This is a genomic window from Streptomyces sp. Alt3 (assembly GCF_030719215.1).
GTDB lineage: Bacteria > Actinomycetota > Actinomycetes > Streptomycetales > Streptomycetaceae > Streptomyces > Streptomyces glycanivorans.
On record NZ_CP120983.1, the window covers coordinates 1,590,317 to 1,603,993 of the forward strand.

13 protein-coding genes are annotated in these 13,677 nt (G+C 69.2%); 9 read left to right on the forward strand and 4 right to left on the reverse strand.

The window, feature by feature from the left end:
• The first annotated feature begins 124 nt into the window (after window positions 1–124).
• Entirely contained in the window at window positions 125–820 is a 696-nt protein-coding gene (locus P8A20_RS06835) for a hypothetical protein (protein WP_147959938.1), read from the forward strand.
• A gap of 52 nt (window positions 821–872) precedes the next feature.
• Window positions 873–1,523 carry a class F sortase gene (locus tag P8A20_RS06840; RefSeq protein ID WP_147959937.1) on the forward strand — a complete coding sequence of 217 codons (651 nt, stop codon included), beginning with the start codon at window positions 873–875 and terminating at the stop codon, window positions 1,521–1,523.
• 354 nt (window positions 1,524–1,877) lie between these two features.
• Here P8A20_RS06840 and P8A20_RS06845 read toward each other — a convergent pair whose 3' ends face one another.
• On the reverse strand, window positions 1,878–2,435 hold the full coding sequence (locus tag P8A20_RS06845; protein WP_147959936.1) for a cysteine hydrolase family protein: 558 nt from the start codon (window positions 2,433–2,435) through the stop codon (window positions 1,878–1,880).
• Between the two features lie 153 nt (window positions 2,436–2,588).
• Here P8A20_RS06845 and P8A20_RS06850 point away from each other — a divergent pair, with 153 nt between their 5' ends.
• Window positions 2,589–3,218 (forward strand): TetR/AcrR family transcriptional regulator, encoded by a 630-nt coding sequence (locus tag P8A20_RS06850; protein ID WP_306103068.1) that lies wholly within the window; start codon window positions 2,589–2,591, stop codon window positions 3,216–3,218.
• 244 nt (window positions 3,219–3,462) lie between these two features.
• Here P8A20_RS06850 and P8A20_RS06855 read toward each other — a convergent pair whose 3' ends face one another.
• The gene (locus P8A20_RS06855) at window positions 3,463–4,542 is read right to left on the reverse strand and encodes a lytic polysaccharide monooxygenase auxiliary activity family 9 protein (protein WP_147959934.1); all 1,080 of its coding nucleotides are present in this window, start codon (window positions 4,540–4,542) and stop codon (window positions 3,463–3,465) included.
• A 194-nt stretch (window positions 4,543–4,736) separates the two neighbouring features.
• On the opposite strand from P8A20_RS06855, the gene P8A20_RS06860 reads away from it, so the two are divergent.
• Together P8A20_RS06860 and P8A20_RS06865 are read left to right on the forward strand one after the other, a co-directional pair.
• The gene (locus tag P8A20_RS06860; RefSeq protein ID WP_147959933.1) at window positions 4,737–5,582 is read left to right on the forward strand and encodes a helix-turn-helix domain-containing protein; all 846 of its coding nucleotides are present in this window, start codon (window positions 4,737–4,739) and stop codon (window positions 5,580–5,582) included.
• Complete coding sequence (locus P8A20_RS06865) at window positions 5,566–5,772, forward strand: DUF397 domain-containing protein (RefSeq protein WP_147959932.1); 207 nt, start codon at window positions 5,566–5,568, stop codon at window positions 5,770–5,772. The genes P8A20_RS06860 and P8A20_RS06865 overlap by 17 nt, the downstream gene beginning before the upstream one ends.
• Before the next feature lie 51 nt (window positions 5,773–5,823).
• On the opposite strand, the gene P8A20_RS06870 is transcribed toward P8A20_RS06865, so the two are convergent.
• Entirely contained in the window at window positions 5,824–6,447 is a 624-nt protein-coding gene (locus P8A20_RS06870; protein WP_147959931.1) for a histidine phosphatase family protein, read from the reverse strand.
• Between the two features lie 239 nt (window positions 6,448–6,686).
• Window positions 6,687–8,924 carry an alpha-xylosidase gene (gene yicI / locus P8A20_RS06875; protein WP_306103069.1) on the reverse strand — a complete coding sequence of 746 codons (2,238 nt, stop codon included), beginning with the start codon at window positions 8,922–8,924 and terminating at the stop codon, window positions 6,687–6,689.
• 327 nt (window positions 8,925–9,251) lie between these two features.
• On the opposite strand from yicI, the gene xylA reads away from it, so the two are divergent.
• The 4 genes from xylA (at window position 9,252) to P8A20_RS06895 (ending at window position 13,676) form a co-directional block, all read left to right on the forward strand.
• Entirely contained in the window at window positions 9,252–10,421 is a 1,170-nt protein-coding gene (gene xylA / locus P8A20_RS06880; protein WP_306103070.1) for a xylose isomerase, read from the forward strand.
• A 149-nt stretch (window positions 10,422–10,570) separates the two neighbouring features.
• Window positions 10,571–11,833, forward strand: a complete 1,263-nt coding sequence (locus P8A20_RS06885) for an ABC transporter substrate-binding protein (RefSeq protein WP_147958020.1) — start codon at window positions 10,571–10,573, stop codon at window positions 11,831–11,833.
• A gap of 11 nt (window positions 11,834–11,844) precedes the next feature.
• Window positions 11,845–12,816 (forward strand): carbohydrate ABC transporter permease, encoded by a 972-nt coding sequence (locus P8A20_RS06890; protein ID WP_147958019.1) that lies wholly within the window; start codon window positions 11,845–11,847, stop codon window positions 12,814–12,816.
• 5 nt (window positions 12,817–12,821) lie between these two features.
• Complete coding sequence (locus tag P8A20_RS06895; RefSeq protein ID WP_147958018.1) at window positions 12,822–13,676, forward strand: carbohydrate ABC transporter permease; 855 nt, start codon at window positions 12,822–12,824, stop codon at window positions 13,674–13,676.
• Window position 13,677 lies beyond the last annotated feature (1 nt).

Below are 13,677 nucleotides of genomic sequence, written 5' to 3' on the forward strand. Positions count from 1 at the left end.
GGGCTAGTCAGGGTATTTTTCTGCACTTTTACGGTGTCCCGACACAGTTTTCCGGTGATCCATGTCATCCCTTAGGCGATCAGGTGATCAGTACGACAATCATCTCGGCTTGAAGGAGCCCAGCATGCGCATCTCCTCTTCCGTCCGGTCCCGCAGCGTCCGCGCGGGCACCAAGGTGGCTGCCGCAGTCGCCATGACCGGCGCCGCCCTGTCCGCCGGTGCCCCCGCAGCGTTCGCCCTCGGCGAGAGCGGCGACATCGACATCCGCTCGGTCAGCTGGCACTCCCGAGGCGACCGCAACGGCGTGGAGGTCTGCCAGTTCGTCCTCGTGGCCAACAACTTCGGCGAGCTCCCCCAGCTGGTGTGGACGATCACCGAGCGCCCGCCGGGCAACACGCTGACCAACACCCTTCCGCTCGTGGACGGCAAGGCCCGCAGCCAGGAGTACCTGCTCCCGGAGGGCACGTACACGCTGTCCTGGACCGCCGGCCCCCTGAAGCAGAAGAGCTTCGAGGTCGACTGCTCCCGGCCCGAGCGGGAGGGCGGCCAGGGCGGCAGCCGCGGGGAGGGCGAGGGCCGGGGTTCGTCCGAGTCCGGTGCCGCGGCGAACAAGAGCGACAAGGCCGCCGGCGAGATCTACGACAAGCCGTCCGGTGCGGTCCCCGCGGGTGGCGGCGGTGTCCCCGACATGGAGGGCGTCAGCTCGGAGAGCGAGTCGAACGTCGGTGCCTCGGCCGCCCTGGTCGCCGGTGCCGCGGGCATCGCGGGGCTGATCATGGTCCGTCGATCCGCACGCCGTCGTGCCCGCAACGAGGCATGACACGCGCGGCCGACGTCGACGGCGGGGTCCGAGCCGTGCATGCCGGCTCACGATGACCCTGTGCGTGACCTTCTCGCTGGTGACCGGCATCGTGTGGGCGAGTTCGGACTCGCCCGAGGACGCCTCGTCGGTCACCGCCGCCCGCGGCAGCGATGCCGCGGGCGGCGGGGCACCGCCCTTCGAGCGGGCACCTCACACGCCGCCGAAGAAGGTGCCCGCCTCGCACGCACCGCTGGTGCACTCCCGCCCGGTGAAGGTGGCCGTCCCGGCGATCTACATCGAGGCACCGGTCACGGGCCTCAGCCTGGACAAGAAGGGCCGGCTCGGCGCACCGCCGCTGAACAAGCCCAAGCTGGTGGGCTGGTACAGCAAGGGCCCTTCCCCCGGGGAGGCGGGTACCTCCCTGCTCGTCGGCCACCGGGACACCGCGACGGGACCGGCGATCTTCCTCAATCTCAACGTCCTGCGCCGGGGTGACACCGTGAAGGTCACCCGGGCCGACCGGCGGATCGCGGTCTTCACCGTCGACGAGGTGAAGACCTACACGAAGGACAAGTTCCCCGACGAGAAGGTGTACGGCGCCACCGGCCGTCCGGAGCTCAGACTCATGACGTGCGGCGGGCGCTTCGACAAGAAGAACGGCTACTCGGCCAACGTCGTCGTCTTCGCCCACCTCACGTCACTCAAGAAACAGGCGGCCTGAGCAGGGCTCGCCGCACGAAGCAGGTGCCTCCGGCCTGGGCGCCGCACGGAACCGGCCGGCACCTCGGGGGCGAGGTGCCGGCCGTTCGCGTGGACGGACCCGCCGGAGCACGGAGGGGCGGGGGAAGGCGCCCACGACCGTCCGCGCAAGCGGGTTGCCGACCGGACCTGCGAGAAGCCTTCACCGCTGGCGCACGTGACGACTCGCCGCCGAGACCGCCCGCCTGCCTCCGTCACCACGCCGGGACCGGCAGGTGACACGACCCGCGTTCACCGGGGCCGGACCCGCGCGAGGGCACCCCACCTCCGCACCGGACGGCCCCGGTGGACAGGGCCTACGCGTCCCCCGCGCGCGTCATCGCTGCAACCCGGCCACCCACTCGTGCGCCGTGGTGACCGCGGCCTGCTGCGGGAAGACCCTTTCCGTCAGCACGCGATGCACCTCGGGATCGGCATCCGCGCACGCGTCGGAGAGGACGGTCAGGCCGTAGTCGAGGTCGGCCGCCTGCCGCACCGTGGACAGCACGACCCCACTGGTGGCGATTCCCGCGAGCACCAGATGACCGATGCCCTGCGAGCGCAGCACCATGTCCAGGTCGCTGCCCGCGAAAGCACTCACGCGGCGCTTGACGACGACGGGCTCCAGCGGCAGCGGCGTCACGTCGGGGTGGATCGCGTTGGCCCACTCCTCCTGCGGCGAGGACGCTCTCCCGGCGAGAGCACCGAACATCTTGTTGCGCGGGTGGATCTCGGCGCGGCCCGGCCGGAAGCCGACGGTCACGTGAACCACCGGGTGATCGGCCGCTCTCGCGGCCTCGACAGCCCCGCGGAGCCGGCTCACGTACGCCTGGTCGGCATACCGCTCGACGATGATGTTCTGCACATCCATGACCAAGAGGGCGCTCTGCGGCATTGCGTACCTTCTGTCGCGACAGCACCTGCCGACCATGATGTCAACAAGTGATTACATGGGACGGTAGAACGCCGTCCACCACATGTCAACAAGTGATTACATAGGTCGGTACGCACCTCCTGCGCAGCCGTGGCCACGCAGTAGGTTGGGGTCATGGACGAGGAAACGGTGAGTGCCGAAGGCGCGGGACAGCGCAGGAACTCCGCCGCCACGCGCGCAGCGCTGCTGCGTGCCGCACACGGTCGCTTCATCCGGCGCGGCTACGAACGGACCACTCTGCGCGATGTGGCCGGTGACGCGGGAGTCAACATCGCTCTCGTCAAGCGGTACTTCGGCTCCAAGGAAGGGCTGTTCAAGGCTGCGCTCGCCGCAAATCCACGATTCCTGGACCCGGACGGGCACGTTCCGAGCGGTGTCGCGGGGCTGGCCGACGCGCTCGCGAGCCAGTTCTCCGCAGACGCATGGCCCGAGTTCGGCGAACATCCGGTGCTGATGCTGCTGCGCACCCCGGACGAAGGCGACCTGGGCGACTTGCGGCGCGCCGCACTTCAGGACTTCGCCCGCCACGTCCTCGCCTCCGTCGACCCGCTTCCCGATGTCGGCACGACGGAGCGGGAACTGCGCTCCCAGCTCGTCGTCGCACTGGGCGTGGGGATGGCCGTGCTCCGCTCCACGGTCGCCGTCCAGCCCCTCGGTGACGCAGGACCCCGGGAACTGGCCCCCCTGCTCCGCCTGGCCCTGAGGGCACTTCTGGAAGAGCCGCGGACCGACGCGGACACGTAGGCGTGCGCAGGGCCTGGGCCCGCCGGCGAGGCCTGCGACCACACTCTCGTGGCCTGATCGGCCGACTCGCCGCCGGGGCCTTTCGACGGGCCCCGGCGGCGTGCCGGTGGGCACGGGCACCGGTGGGGTCGACCGCGCCGAACCGGCCGAGGTCCGGTCCTGCAGCAACGGCTCGGCGCGTGCCCACCGGGCGTTGGTCGACGACACGCGTCGACCAACGATCGGATGATCCGGAGGGAAGGGCCTAGCCGACCCGGCAGCCGAGTCTCAGCGCCGGATCCGGGGTGCCACCCTGGGTGACGTAACCGAAGGTCGTGGATTGACCGGGGTCCAACGAGCCGTTCCAGCCCGCGTTGTGGACCATCACCTCCTGCCCCTGCGTCGTCATGTCACCGCTCCACAGGCTGGCGACGCTCTGCCCGGTGGGCTGCGTCCACTCCACCATCCAGCCGAGCATCGGCACCGTGCCGGAGTTGGTGACCTTCACCTCCGACTGGTAGCCGCCGTTCCAGCTGCCGGTGGTGGTCCGGGTCGCGGTGCATGCGCCGGGCGGGGGCTCGGTCGGGGTGGTGCTGGTGCCGTCCTTGACCCCGGTCACCTCACCGTTGCCCCCGTCGAAGACCACGTCCGAGCAGGAGTAGAAGGTCTCCTGGCTGTCGGAGCGCTGCCAGACCACGTAGATGACGTGACGGCCGTCCTTGCCATCGGGAAGCGCGCCCGTCCACTTGTAGTCGGCCTCGACGGTGCCCGGGCTGCCGTTCAGCGGCGGGTGATCGATGGACAGGAAGGGCGAATCCTCCATGTCGTCCCAGGTCAACGCCTGAGTGGGGTCGTAGCCGTCCTTGGTGATGTAGACGTAGAACCAACCCGGGTGCGCGGCCCAGGCATTGTACGAGAAGTCGATGGTCGCACCCTCGGTCAGGTGCGTCACCGGCCAGTCGGCGCTCGGCTTGTTGAACCCGGTGAAGTTGGTGTTACCTCCGCTGCACAGCTCGCCGTCGGGCACGAAGCCACGGGTACGGCCGGCGCCGTCGGATCGCAGCACGGAGAACCAGTTGTAGAACGGGGTGGTCCCGCTCTGCTGCGCGGCGGACTTGCAGGCGGGGTTCACGGGCTTGATCTCACCCGTGTCGGTCAGTCCGTCCTGCCAGCAGAGGAAGGTGCGGCTGGCGGGCTTCATGGGCGTGCCGTGCGCCTCGGCCTTCTCCCCCGTGGTGAGGACGAGCCCGAGGGCGGGGACGGTCGTCAGCAGGGCGAGCAGGGTGAGGAGAACCGCTCTCCGGCGGGTGCCGGCCAGTAATCGGTGTCTGGACAGTTGGATCACGATGTACGTCCCTTCGCTGCGGCGCCGGGTGGGGCCGGGATGCTGTGCGAGCTTGGGAGCGCTCCCATTATCGGAGGCTAGCGCCGACCCCAAATCATGTAAACGCCTTGCGCAGAAAGGCTTCTGCCACTCGTCCGGGTGACCGCGACCGACGACGGGCATACGGGGGCGGGGTACTCGGTACCGTACCGGGCATGCCGCTGCCGAAGGACCTGGACCCGTATGCGAACCCCCGCGCCTTCTACGGCGCGGAGTTGCGTCGCCTGCGTGAAGCCGCAGGACTGTCACAGAACGAACTGGGCGAGCGGGCCTTCTGCTCCGGCACCTACATCGGCCTGTTCGAAGCGGCCGAGCGGCGGCCGCAGGCCGAGATCTCCCGCGCGCTCGACGCGCTGCTGGGGAGCGGCGAGCACCTTCAGCGGCTGTGCCGGCTGGCGCGGACCTCGAAGGTGGCGGGGTACTTCGCCGACGCGGCGGAGCTCCAGCAGCGGGCGGTCTCCATCGCCGAGTTCTCGTCCCTGATCATCCCCGGTCTGCTGCAGACCGAGTCGTACGCCCGAGCTCTCACGCGTGCTGCCCACCCCTACGCTTCGGACGATGTCGTCGAGACCCATGTGCGCACCCGGATGGACCGGGGAACGCTGCTCGACTCGCCCACTGCTCCCGTCCTCTGGGTCATCGTCCATGAGGCGGCTCTCCGCTCTCCGGTGGGCGGGGCCGCAGTCATCGCGGAGCAACTCCATCACCTTCACGGACAAGGCGTCACACGCCCACGTGTCGTCGTGCAGGTCCTGCCCTTCTCCGCCGGTGCGAACCCTCTGCTGAACACGGCCGTGACCTTGATGCACTTCGCCGACGCACCTCCCGCCGCCTACACGGAGGCCGCCTACAGCGGCCAACTCGTCGAGGATTCCGGGCTGGTGGGTCAAATCTCTTCCGCATACGATCTGGCCAGGGCTTCCGCGCTCTCTCCGGAAGCGTCCCTGTCCCTGATCAAGTCGGCTGCGAAGGGCTACGCAACAGATGCTCACCTCCCGTGACCTGTGCTCGGCAATGTGGCGCACGTCGTCCTACAGCAACGGGGACGGCGGGAACTGCGTCGAGGTCGCCGACGGCTTCCCCGGCCTCGTCCCCGTCCGCGACAGCAAGAATCCCGGCGGTCCCGCTCTCGCCTTCGGCGCCGCGGGGTGGGCGCGGTTCGTCGACGCCCTCAGGAGCGGTTCGCTGTAAACGCTGCGGCAGGCCTGAGCGGGGACCGGCTCAGACCTGCGCCGCTCCGCGTCAGCCGATGGCGTTGAACAGCCGTTCGGGAAGGGACACGTTCAGCGCGGTGACGACCGGCTTGCCGTGTTCCGTGCCGAGGCGGGAGACCGCGCCCGTGGCGAGCTGGAACAGTTCACCGCTCGCGGGTGTCAGCCGCAGGTAGCGCGCGGTGAGGACCCGCAGGAAGTGCGAGTGGGCCACCAGTGCGATGTCCGCGTCGCCCAGGCGGGACGCCGCCGCCCGGACCTCCGCCAGAATCCGGTCCGCCCGGTCGCCCACCTCCTTCGGGCTCTCCCCGGGGTGCTCGTCGGGGCCGGGGGCGACGCCGTCCGTCCAGAGGTTCCAGTCGGGGCGGGTGCGCCGGATCTCGACCGTGGTGATGCCCTCGTACGCCCCGTAGTCCCACTCCCGGAGGTCCGGTGTGTCGCGAGGGGCCTTCAGGCCGGCCAGTTCCGCGGTGCGGCGGGCCCTGAGCAGAGGACTGACCAGGGTGAGCCCGATCTCCCGTTCTGCGAGGAGCGGGACGAGGGCGCGTGCCTGCCGCTCGCCCAGGTCGGTCAGGGGCAGGTCGGTCCAGCTCGTGTGCTGCCCGGACCGGGACCACTCGGTCTCGCCGTGCCGGATCAGGATCAACTCGCCCATGGGTGCTTCCGCTCTGTGCGCCGTACGTATGTGCCAATGGTGGCAACCTGCCGGCCCACGATCGCATTCCGCCCGGCCCCGCACGGAGCGGCTCGCCCCGGCGGGGTGCCTCCGTACGGCATGTGCCGCCCCGGCCGAGGCGCGTACGGACGTGCCCGGGGGCCCTGCCCGTCGGCCTTGCCGGCGGGCACCGGATCGTTCCGGTGCCCGCCGGGACGGGGATCAGGGGCCGGTGGCCGTCAGGCCCTCTCCCCCACGACGGTGACCGTGTACGGCCGGTCCGTGTCCGTCGTCACACGGACCTCGCCGCCTTCGAGGACCACCTCGTACGTCGCCGCCACCGCGCCGGTGCGGTCGGGAACGGTCACCGTGCGGGTGAAGTCACCGGTTCCGGCGGGGGCGAACACGCGGAGTTCGAGGTCGTCGAGCCATTCGCCGTCCGGGCGGGACTCGTCCGCGCCGAGTGCCAGGACCGCGCCCTGGCGGACCAGCAGCGGCAGGCTGTCGAAGCCGTGGGTCTCCCGGCGCCACGCCGGTCCGGTGACCGTGTCACCGGTCAGCAGGTGGGTCCAGGTGCCCTCGGGCACGTAGTACTCGACCTCGCCGTCGTCGGTGAAGACGGGCGCGACGAGGACGTCCGGGCCCAGGAGGTACTGCCGGTCTGCCGTGCGGGCCGTCGGGTCCTCCGGGAACTCCAGCAGCAGCGGGCGCATCGTGGGGACACCGGTGCGGTGCGCCTCGACGGCCACGCCGTACAGGTACGGCATGAGGCGGTGCTTGAGGCGGGTGAACTGCCGGGCCACGTCGACGGCTTCGTCGCCGAACTCCCACGGCACGCGGTACGACGACGAGCCGTGCAGCCGGCTGTGGGAGGACAGCAGGCCGAAGGCCAGCCAGCGCTTGAAGACCGCGGGGTCGGGGGTCCCCTCGAAGCCGCCGATGTCGTGGCTCCAGAAACCGAAGCCGGACAGGGACAGCGAGAGGCCGCCACGCAGGGACTCCGCCATGGCCTCGAAGGAGGACCAGCAGTCGCCGCCCCAGTGGACCGGGTACTGCTGGCCGCCGGCGGCGGCCGAGCGGGCGAAGAGCACGGCCTCGCCCTGGCCGCGCTCCTTCTCCAGGAGCTCGAAGACGGCCTTGTTGTAGAGGTGCGTGTAGTAGTTGTGCATGCGCTCCGCGTCGGAGCCGTCGTGCCAGACGACGTCCGTCGGGATGCGCTCGCCGAAGTCGGTCTTGAAGCCGTCGACGCCCTGGTCGAGGAGGACCTTCAGCTTGGCCTGGAACCAGGCGGTGGCGTCGGGGTTGGTGAAGTCGACCAGTGCCATGCCGGCCTGCCACTTGTCCCACTGCCAGATGTCGCCGTCCGGCGTCAGGACGAAGTAGCCCTTCTCCGCGCCTTCTTCGTACAGGGCGCTCTTCTGCCCGATGTACGGGTTGATCCAGACGCAGATCTTCAGGCCCTTGTCCTTGAGCCGGGCGATCATGCCCTCGGGGTCGGGGAACACGGCCGGGTCCCACTCGAAGTCGCACCACTGGTACTCGCGCATCCAGAAGCAGTCGAAGTGGAAGACGCTGAGCGGGATGCCGCGCTCGGCCATGCCGTCGACGAAGGAGGTGACGGTGGCCTCGTCGTACGAGGTGGTGAAGGAGGTCGTGAGCCAGAGGCCGAACGACCAGGCCGGGGGAAGCGCGGGGAGGCCGGTCAGGGCGGCGTACCGGGACAGGACGTCCTTCGGTGTGGGACCGGCGACGACGAAGTACTCCAGCGTCTGGTCCTCGACGCTGAACTGCACCTGGCCGACGGCCTCGGAGCCGACCTCGAAGGAGACCTTTCCGGGGTGGTTGACGAAGACGCCGTAGCCGCGGGAGGAGAGGTAGAACGGGATGTTCTTGTAGGCCTGCTCGCTGCTGGTGCCGCCGTCGGCCTGCCACATGTCGACGGTCTGGCCGTTCTTCACGTACGGCGTGAAACGCTCGCCGAGGCCGTGGACGGTCTCCCCGACGCCGAGGGCGAGTTGGGCGAACATGTGATGGCTGCCGTCGTCGACGGTGGCGAACGCGCTGCCCTTGCGGCCGGCCGAGGTCAGGACCCGGCCGTCCCCGTCCAGGAACTCCAGACCGAAGGTGCCCTCGGTGGGGAGCCGCAGGGTGAGCGGGCCGCTGGTCAGCTCGGCGGTCGTGCCCCGGGTGCGGGTCGTGGCGGCGGACCGCGGGGCGGCGCCCGGCAGTTCGAAGTCGGGCCCCTTGCGGCGCTTGCCGGCGTGGTGGGTGAGCCGCACCGCGATGACGCCTTCGGCCGGCGCGTGGGCCTCCACGGTGATCAGTGGGGCGTTCAGCGTGTCGCCGCGGCGCTCGACGCGCTTGACGGCGGCGTAGGCGGCGAGGCGGTCGTCGTCGAGGCGGACATCGCGGACTTCCGTGGCGTACGAGGCGTGCACACCACTGCGCATCTGCCAGAAGCCGTCGGTGAACTTCATGGGGGTGGTCCTTAGCCGATCAGGGGGGTGCTGGGCGGGACGTCAGGGCGCCTGCGGCGAGCGCGGCTGCGGGTCCTCTCGATTTTGATCGTACACAAAACAAATGCGCCCGAGAAGGCCGGAACAGGGCAGCAGCTCCCGGATTGCCCGAGAAACCGAAACGCCGGGCGGAGCCCCGGATCTGCCATGTTTGCGCCACGTGATCGACACGTGACGGAAACGGTCTAGAAACCATCGACCGGATGGCGTATTAGTACTGCAAGCAAACAAATTGATCTGCCCGGCAGGGAATGCCGTCCGGGCCCGACGTCGACAAGAGGCTGTGCAATGACGGACCGCTTCACTCCCACTTCCGCGGACAGGTTCACGTTCGGTCTGTGGACGGTGGGCTGGCGTGGCAATGACCCGTTCGGTGACGCGACGCGTCCGGCGCTGGATCCGGTGGAGTCGGTGGAGCGGCTCGCGGAGCTGGGTGCGCACGGTGTGACGTTCCATGACGACGACCTGATCCCGTTCGGGTCGGACGAGAAGGAGCGGGCCCGGCTGGTCGGGCGGTTCAAGGACGCGTTGGAGCGGACCGGGATGAAGGTCCCGATGGCGACGACGAACCTGTTCACGCACCCGGTGTTCAAGGACGGCGGGTTCACCTCGAACGACCGTGACGTGCGGCGTTTCGCGCTGCGCAAGGTGATCCGGAACATCGATCTGGCCGCCGAGCTCGGTGCGAGCACGTATGTGGCCTGGGGCGGGCGTGAGGGTGCGGAGTCCGGGGGTGCCAAGGACGTGCGTCTGGCGCTGGACCGGATGAAGGAGGCCTTCGACCTGCTGGGCGACTACGTCACCGAGCAGGGCTACGACCTGCGGTTCGCGATCGAGCCCAAGCCGAACGAGCCCCGTGGTGACATCCTGCTGCCCACGATCGGTCACGCCCTGGCCTTCATCGAGCGCCTGGAGCGCCCGGAGATGGTCGGTGTGAACCCGGAGACCGGCCACGAGCAGATGGCCGGGCTGAACTTCCCCCACGGCATCGCGCAGGCCCTGTGGGCGGGCAAGCTCTTCCACATCGACCTCAACGGCCAGTCCGGTATCAAGTACGACCAGGACTTCCGTTTCGGCGCCGGGGACCTGCGCCAGGCGTTCTGGCTCGTCGACCTGCTGGAGACCGCGGGCTACGACGGATCGCTGCACTTCGACTTCAAGCCCGTGCGCACCGACGGCATCGACGGGGTCTGGGAGTCCGCGAAGAACTGCATGCGCAACTACCTCATCCTCAAGGAGCGCGCCGCGGCCTTCCGCGCCGACCCGGCCGTCCAGGAGGCCCTGACCGCCTCCCGCCTGCACGAGCTCGCCCGCCCCACCGCCGAGGACGGCCTCAAGGCCCTCCTCGCCGACACCTCCGCCTACGAGAACTTCGACGCCACCGCCGCAGCCGAACGCTCCATGGCCTTCGAAGCCCTCGACCAGCTCGCCATGGAACACCTCCTCGGCGTCCGCTGACCCACCACACACGGGGTGCCCGCACACCACCACCGGGCACCCCGCCCCTCCCTGCCGTGACACCGCCGGATCCGTGCAAGGGCTTGACTACAACCCCGTGGGAGCGTTCCCATGGGCCCCGGCCACCCTCTTAGCGCAAGGGCACCACCGTGACAGAACCTTCCCCGGACGGGCGGATCCGACGCCGCAGCCGCCGCACCAGGCGGATCGTCGTCCCCCTCACCGTCGTCTCCGCGATCGTCGCCGGCACCGTTCTGTCGGGCTGCGGCCAGCAGCGGGACGAGGACGTCTACACCGTCATGAACTCCTCGACCGACGAGTCGTACCACCGCTGGGACGGTGACACCCTCAAGCGCTGCAGCAAGCAGCTCGGGATCACCATCGAGCAGCAGAGCGTGCCGGCCTCGCAGCTGATGACGAAGGCGCTGCGCATGGCGTCCTCCAAGTCGCTGCCGGACGTCCTCCAGCTGGACGCGTCCGAGATGCCGACCTTCGCCGAGGCCGGCGGACTGATCCCGCTGAAGGACCTCGGGCTGACCACGACGGACATCCCCGAGGGGATCGTCGACTTCGGCTCGTTCGACGGGAAGTACTACGGGGCCGCGCGCACGGTGAACACCCTGGCGCTGTTCTACAACAAGGACACCCTCGACAAGGCCGGGCTGGAGGTGCCCACGACCTGGGCCGAGATGCAGTCGACCGCGAAGAAGCTGACCCAGGGCAAGCGGTACGGCCTGGCACTGAGCGCGGGCGGCGCGGAGGACGGCGTCTTCCAGTTCACCCCGTTCATGTGGTCCAACGGCGGTGACGAGTCGAAGCTCGACACCCCCGAGGTCGCCGAGGCACTGGACTACTGGAAGGCCCTCCTGAAGGACGGCTCGCTCTCCAAGTCCACGGTCAACTGGACCCAGGCCGACGTGAACGACCAGTTCATGGCGGGCAACGCGGCCATGATGATCAACGGCCCGTGGCAGGTCGAGACCCTGAACGCCAAGAAGGGCCTCAACTGGGGCATCGCCGAGATCCCGGTGCCCGAGGCGGGTGACGACTCGGTCGGTCCGCTGGGCGGCGGTGTGCTCACCGTGCCCAACACCGGCGACACCGAGCGCGAGAAGACGGCTGCGAAGATCATCGGCTGTATGTCGGGTGAGCAGGAGGAGATCTCCTACGCCATCAACAGCTGGATGGTCCCGGCCAACACCAAGGCGGCCGACATCTGGCGGAAGAAGACCCCCGAGCTGGCGGCGCTCGCCGACCAGGTCGCCACGGCCCGTTCCCGCACCGCGAAGGTCGGCGCCCAGTGGTCGTCCGTGTCGCTCGCCCTGCAGAGCGCCTTCCAGTCCGCGCTCACCGGCGCGTCCAGCGAGGCCGCTCTGAAGCGTGCCCAGCAGCAGGTCACGAGCGGGAACTGAGGTAACGAACCATGTCATCCACCACAGCCTCGGCCGCCGCGCTGCCGGCCGACCCGAAGGCCCCCGCGGCCGACACGGTCAAGAAGCCCGTGAACCCGCGGAGCGCCAAGCGGCGCAAGTCGCTCGCCCAGTGGGGATTCATCGCCCCGGCCGTGATCTTCATGGCGCTGTTCTTCGGCTACCCGCTCGTCCGCAACATCGTGATGAGCTTCCAGGACTACTCGCCGTCCACCTTCTTCACCGGCGAGGCGCCGTTCAACGGCACGGACAACTGGAGCAACGTCTTCAACGACGGGCTGTTCGGCAAGGCCCTGTGGCAGACGATCCTCTTCACCGTCGGATCGCTGGTCGGCCAGTTCTGCATCGGTCTGGCCCTCGCCGTCTTCTTCACCCGCCGCTTCCCGCTGAACGGGATCCTGCGCTCGCTGATCCTGCTGCCGTGGCTGGTCCCGATGGTGGTCTCCGGCATCGTGTGGCGGCGCATCTTCGACCAGGACACCGGTGTCCTCAACAGCTTCCTGGGCACCATCGGCCTCCCCGGTGACACGCCCTGGCTGACGAGCACCAGCATGGCGCTGATCTCGGTGATCCTGGTGAACATCTGGATCGGCATCCCGTTCAACATGGTGATCCTCTACGGCGGCCTCCAGGAGGTCCCCAAGGAGCTGAACGAGGCGGCCGCGCTCGACGGCGCCTCCGCCTGGCGCACGTTCCGCTCGGTCACCCTGCCCATGCTCAAGCCCGTGATCACCGTGGTGCTGGTGCTCGGCTTCATGTCGACGGTCAAGATCCTCGACCTGGTCCTCGCGCTCACGGACGGCGGGCCCGCCGACTCCACCCAGACGCTCGGCACGCTCACCTACCAGAACTCCTTCGTCCAGATGGACTTCGGGGCCGGTGCCGTGGTCGGCAACATCCTGATCCTGATCTCCGCCGTCTTCGCGGTGTTCTACCTGCGGGTCAACCGCAACGAGGGGAAGTGACCGGCATGGCGACCACCACCCAGATCCCCGCCGCCCCGGCTCCCGCCGTCCACCGGCCCAGGCGCCGCTGGGGTGCGACCGTCTTCGGCGTCGTCGTACTCGCGGTGATGCTGTTCCCGCTGTACTGGATGATCAACACCGCGCTGCAGCCCGACGCGAGCCTGGTCGACGTGGGCCCGGTCCCGACGGGTGTGGACTTCTCCGGCTTCACGTCGGCCATCACAGAGCAGGGCACCAACCTGCTGACCTCGCTGGCCGTGGCGCTGGGCGCCGTGGCCATCTGCCTGGCGATCTCCGCCCCGGCGGCGTACGGGCTGGCGCAGTTCAAGCTGCGGGGCAGCAAGACGATCGTCTTCGGCACGCTCATCACCCAGATGGTGCCGGGCATCGTCATCGCGAACGCCCTGTACAGCGCGTACGTGGACCTCGGCCTGGTCAACTCCTACTTCGGCCTGATGCTCGCGGACGCCTCGCTGGGCATCCCCTTCGCGATCGTGCTGATGCGTTCGTTCATGGTGTCGATCCCGCGTGAGGTCATCGAGGCCGCCGAGGTGGACGGTGCGGGCCGCTTCCGTACGTTCGTCCAGGTCGTCCTGCCGATGAGCCGGAACTCGCTGATCACCGCCGGGCTGTTCTCGTTCCTGTACGCGTGGAGCGACTTCATGTTCGCGCTCACGCTGAACACCACGGACGACGTCAAGCCGATCACGCTGGGGATCTACCAGTACATCGGCGCGCACGTCGGCGACTGGGGTTCGGTCATGGCCGCCTCGGTGCTCTCGGCGGTGCCGGCCGCCGTCCTCCTCGTCCTGTCACAGAAGTACATCGCCGCCGGTATCACCGGTGGCTCGGTCAAGTAAG

Excerpts from the sequence above, each read along its gene's own strand:
- P8A20_RS06835 (WP_147959938.1), top strand. The coding sequence starts at position 125 with ATGCGCATCTCCTCTTCCGTCCGGTCCCGCAGCGTCCGCGCGGGCACC.
- P8A20_RS06840 (WP_147959937.1), top strand. The coding sequence starts at position 873 with ATGACCCTGTGCGTGACCTTCTCGCTGGTGACCGGCATCGTGTGGGCG.
- P8A20_RS06845 (WP_147959936.1), bottom strand. The coding sequence starts at position 2,435 with ATGCCGCAGAGCGCCCTCTTGGTCATGGATGTGCAGAACATCATCGTC.
- P8A20_RS06850 (WP_306103068.1), top strand. The coding sequence starts at position 2,589 with ATGGACGAGGAAACGGTGAGTGCCGAAGGCGCGGGACAGCGCAGGAAC.
- P8A20_RS06860 (WP_147959933.1), top strand. The coding sequence starts at position 4,737 with ATGCCGCTGCCGAAGGACCTGGACCCGTATGCGAACCCCCGCGCCTTC.
- P8A20_RS06865 (WP_147959932.1), top strand. The coding sequence starts at position 5,566 with ATGCTCACCTCCCGTGACCTGTGCTCGGCAATGTGGCGCACGTCGTCC.
- P8A20_RS06870 (WP_147959931.1), bottom strand. The coding sequence starts at position 6,447 with ATGGGCGAGTTGATCCTGATCCGGCACGGCGAGACCGAGTGGTCCCGG.
- yicI (WP_306103069.1), bottom strand. The coding sequence starts at position 8,924 with ATGAAGTTCACCGACGGCTTCTGGCAGATGCGCAGTGGTGTGCACGCC.
- xylA (WP_306103070.1), top strand. The coding sequence starts at position 9,252 with ATGACGGACCGCTTCACTCCCACTTCCGCGGACAGGTTCACGTTCGGT.
- P8A20_RS06890 (WP_147958019.1), top strand. The coding sequence starts at position 11,845 with ATGTCATCCACCACAGCCTCGGCCGCCGCGCTGCCGGCCGACCCGAAG.
- P8A20_RS06895 (WP_147958018.1), top strand. The coding sequence starts at position 12,822 with ATGGCGACCACCACCCAGATCCCCGCCGCCCCGGCTCCCGCCGTCCAC.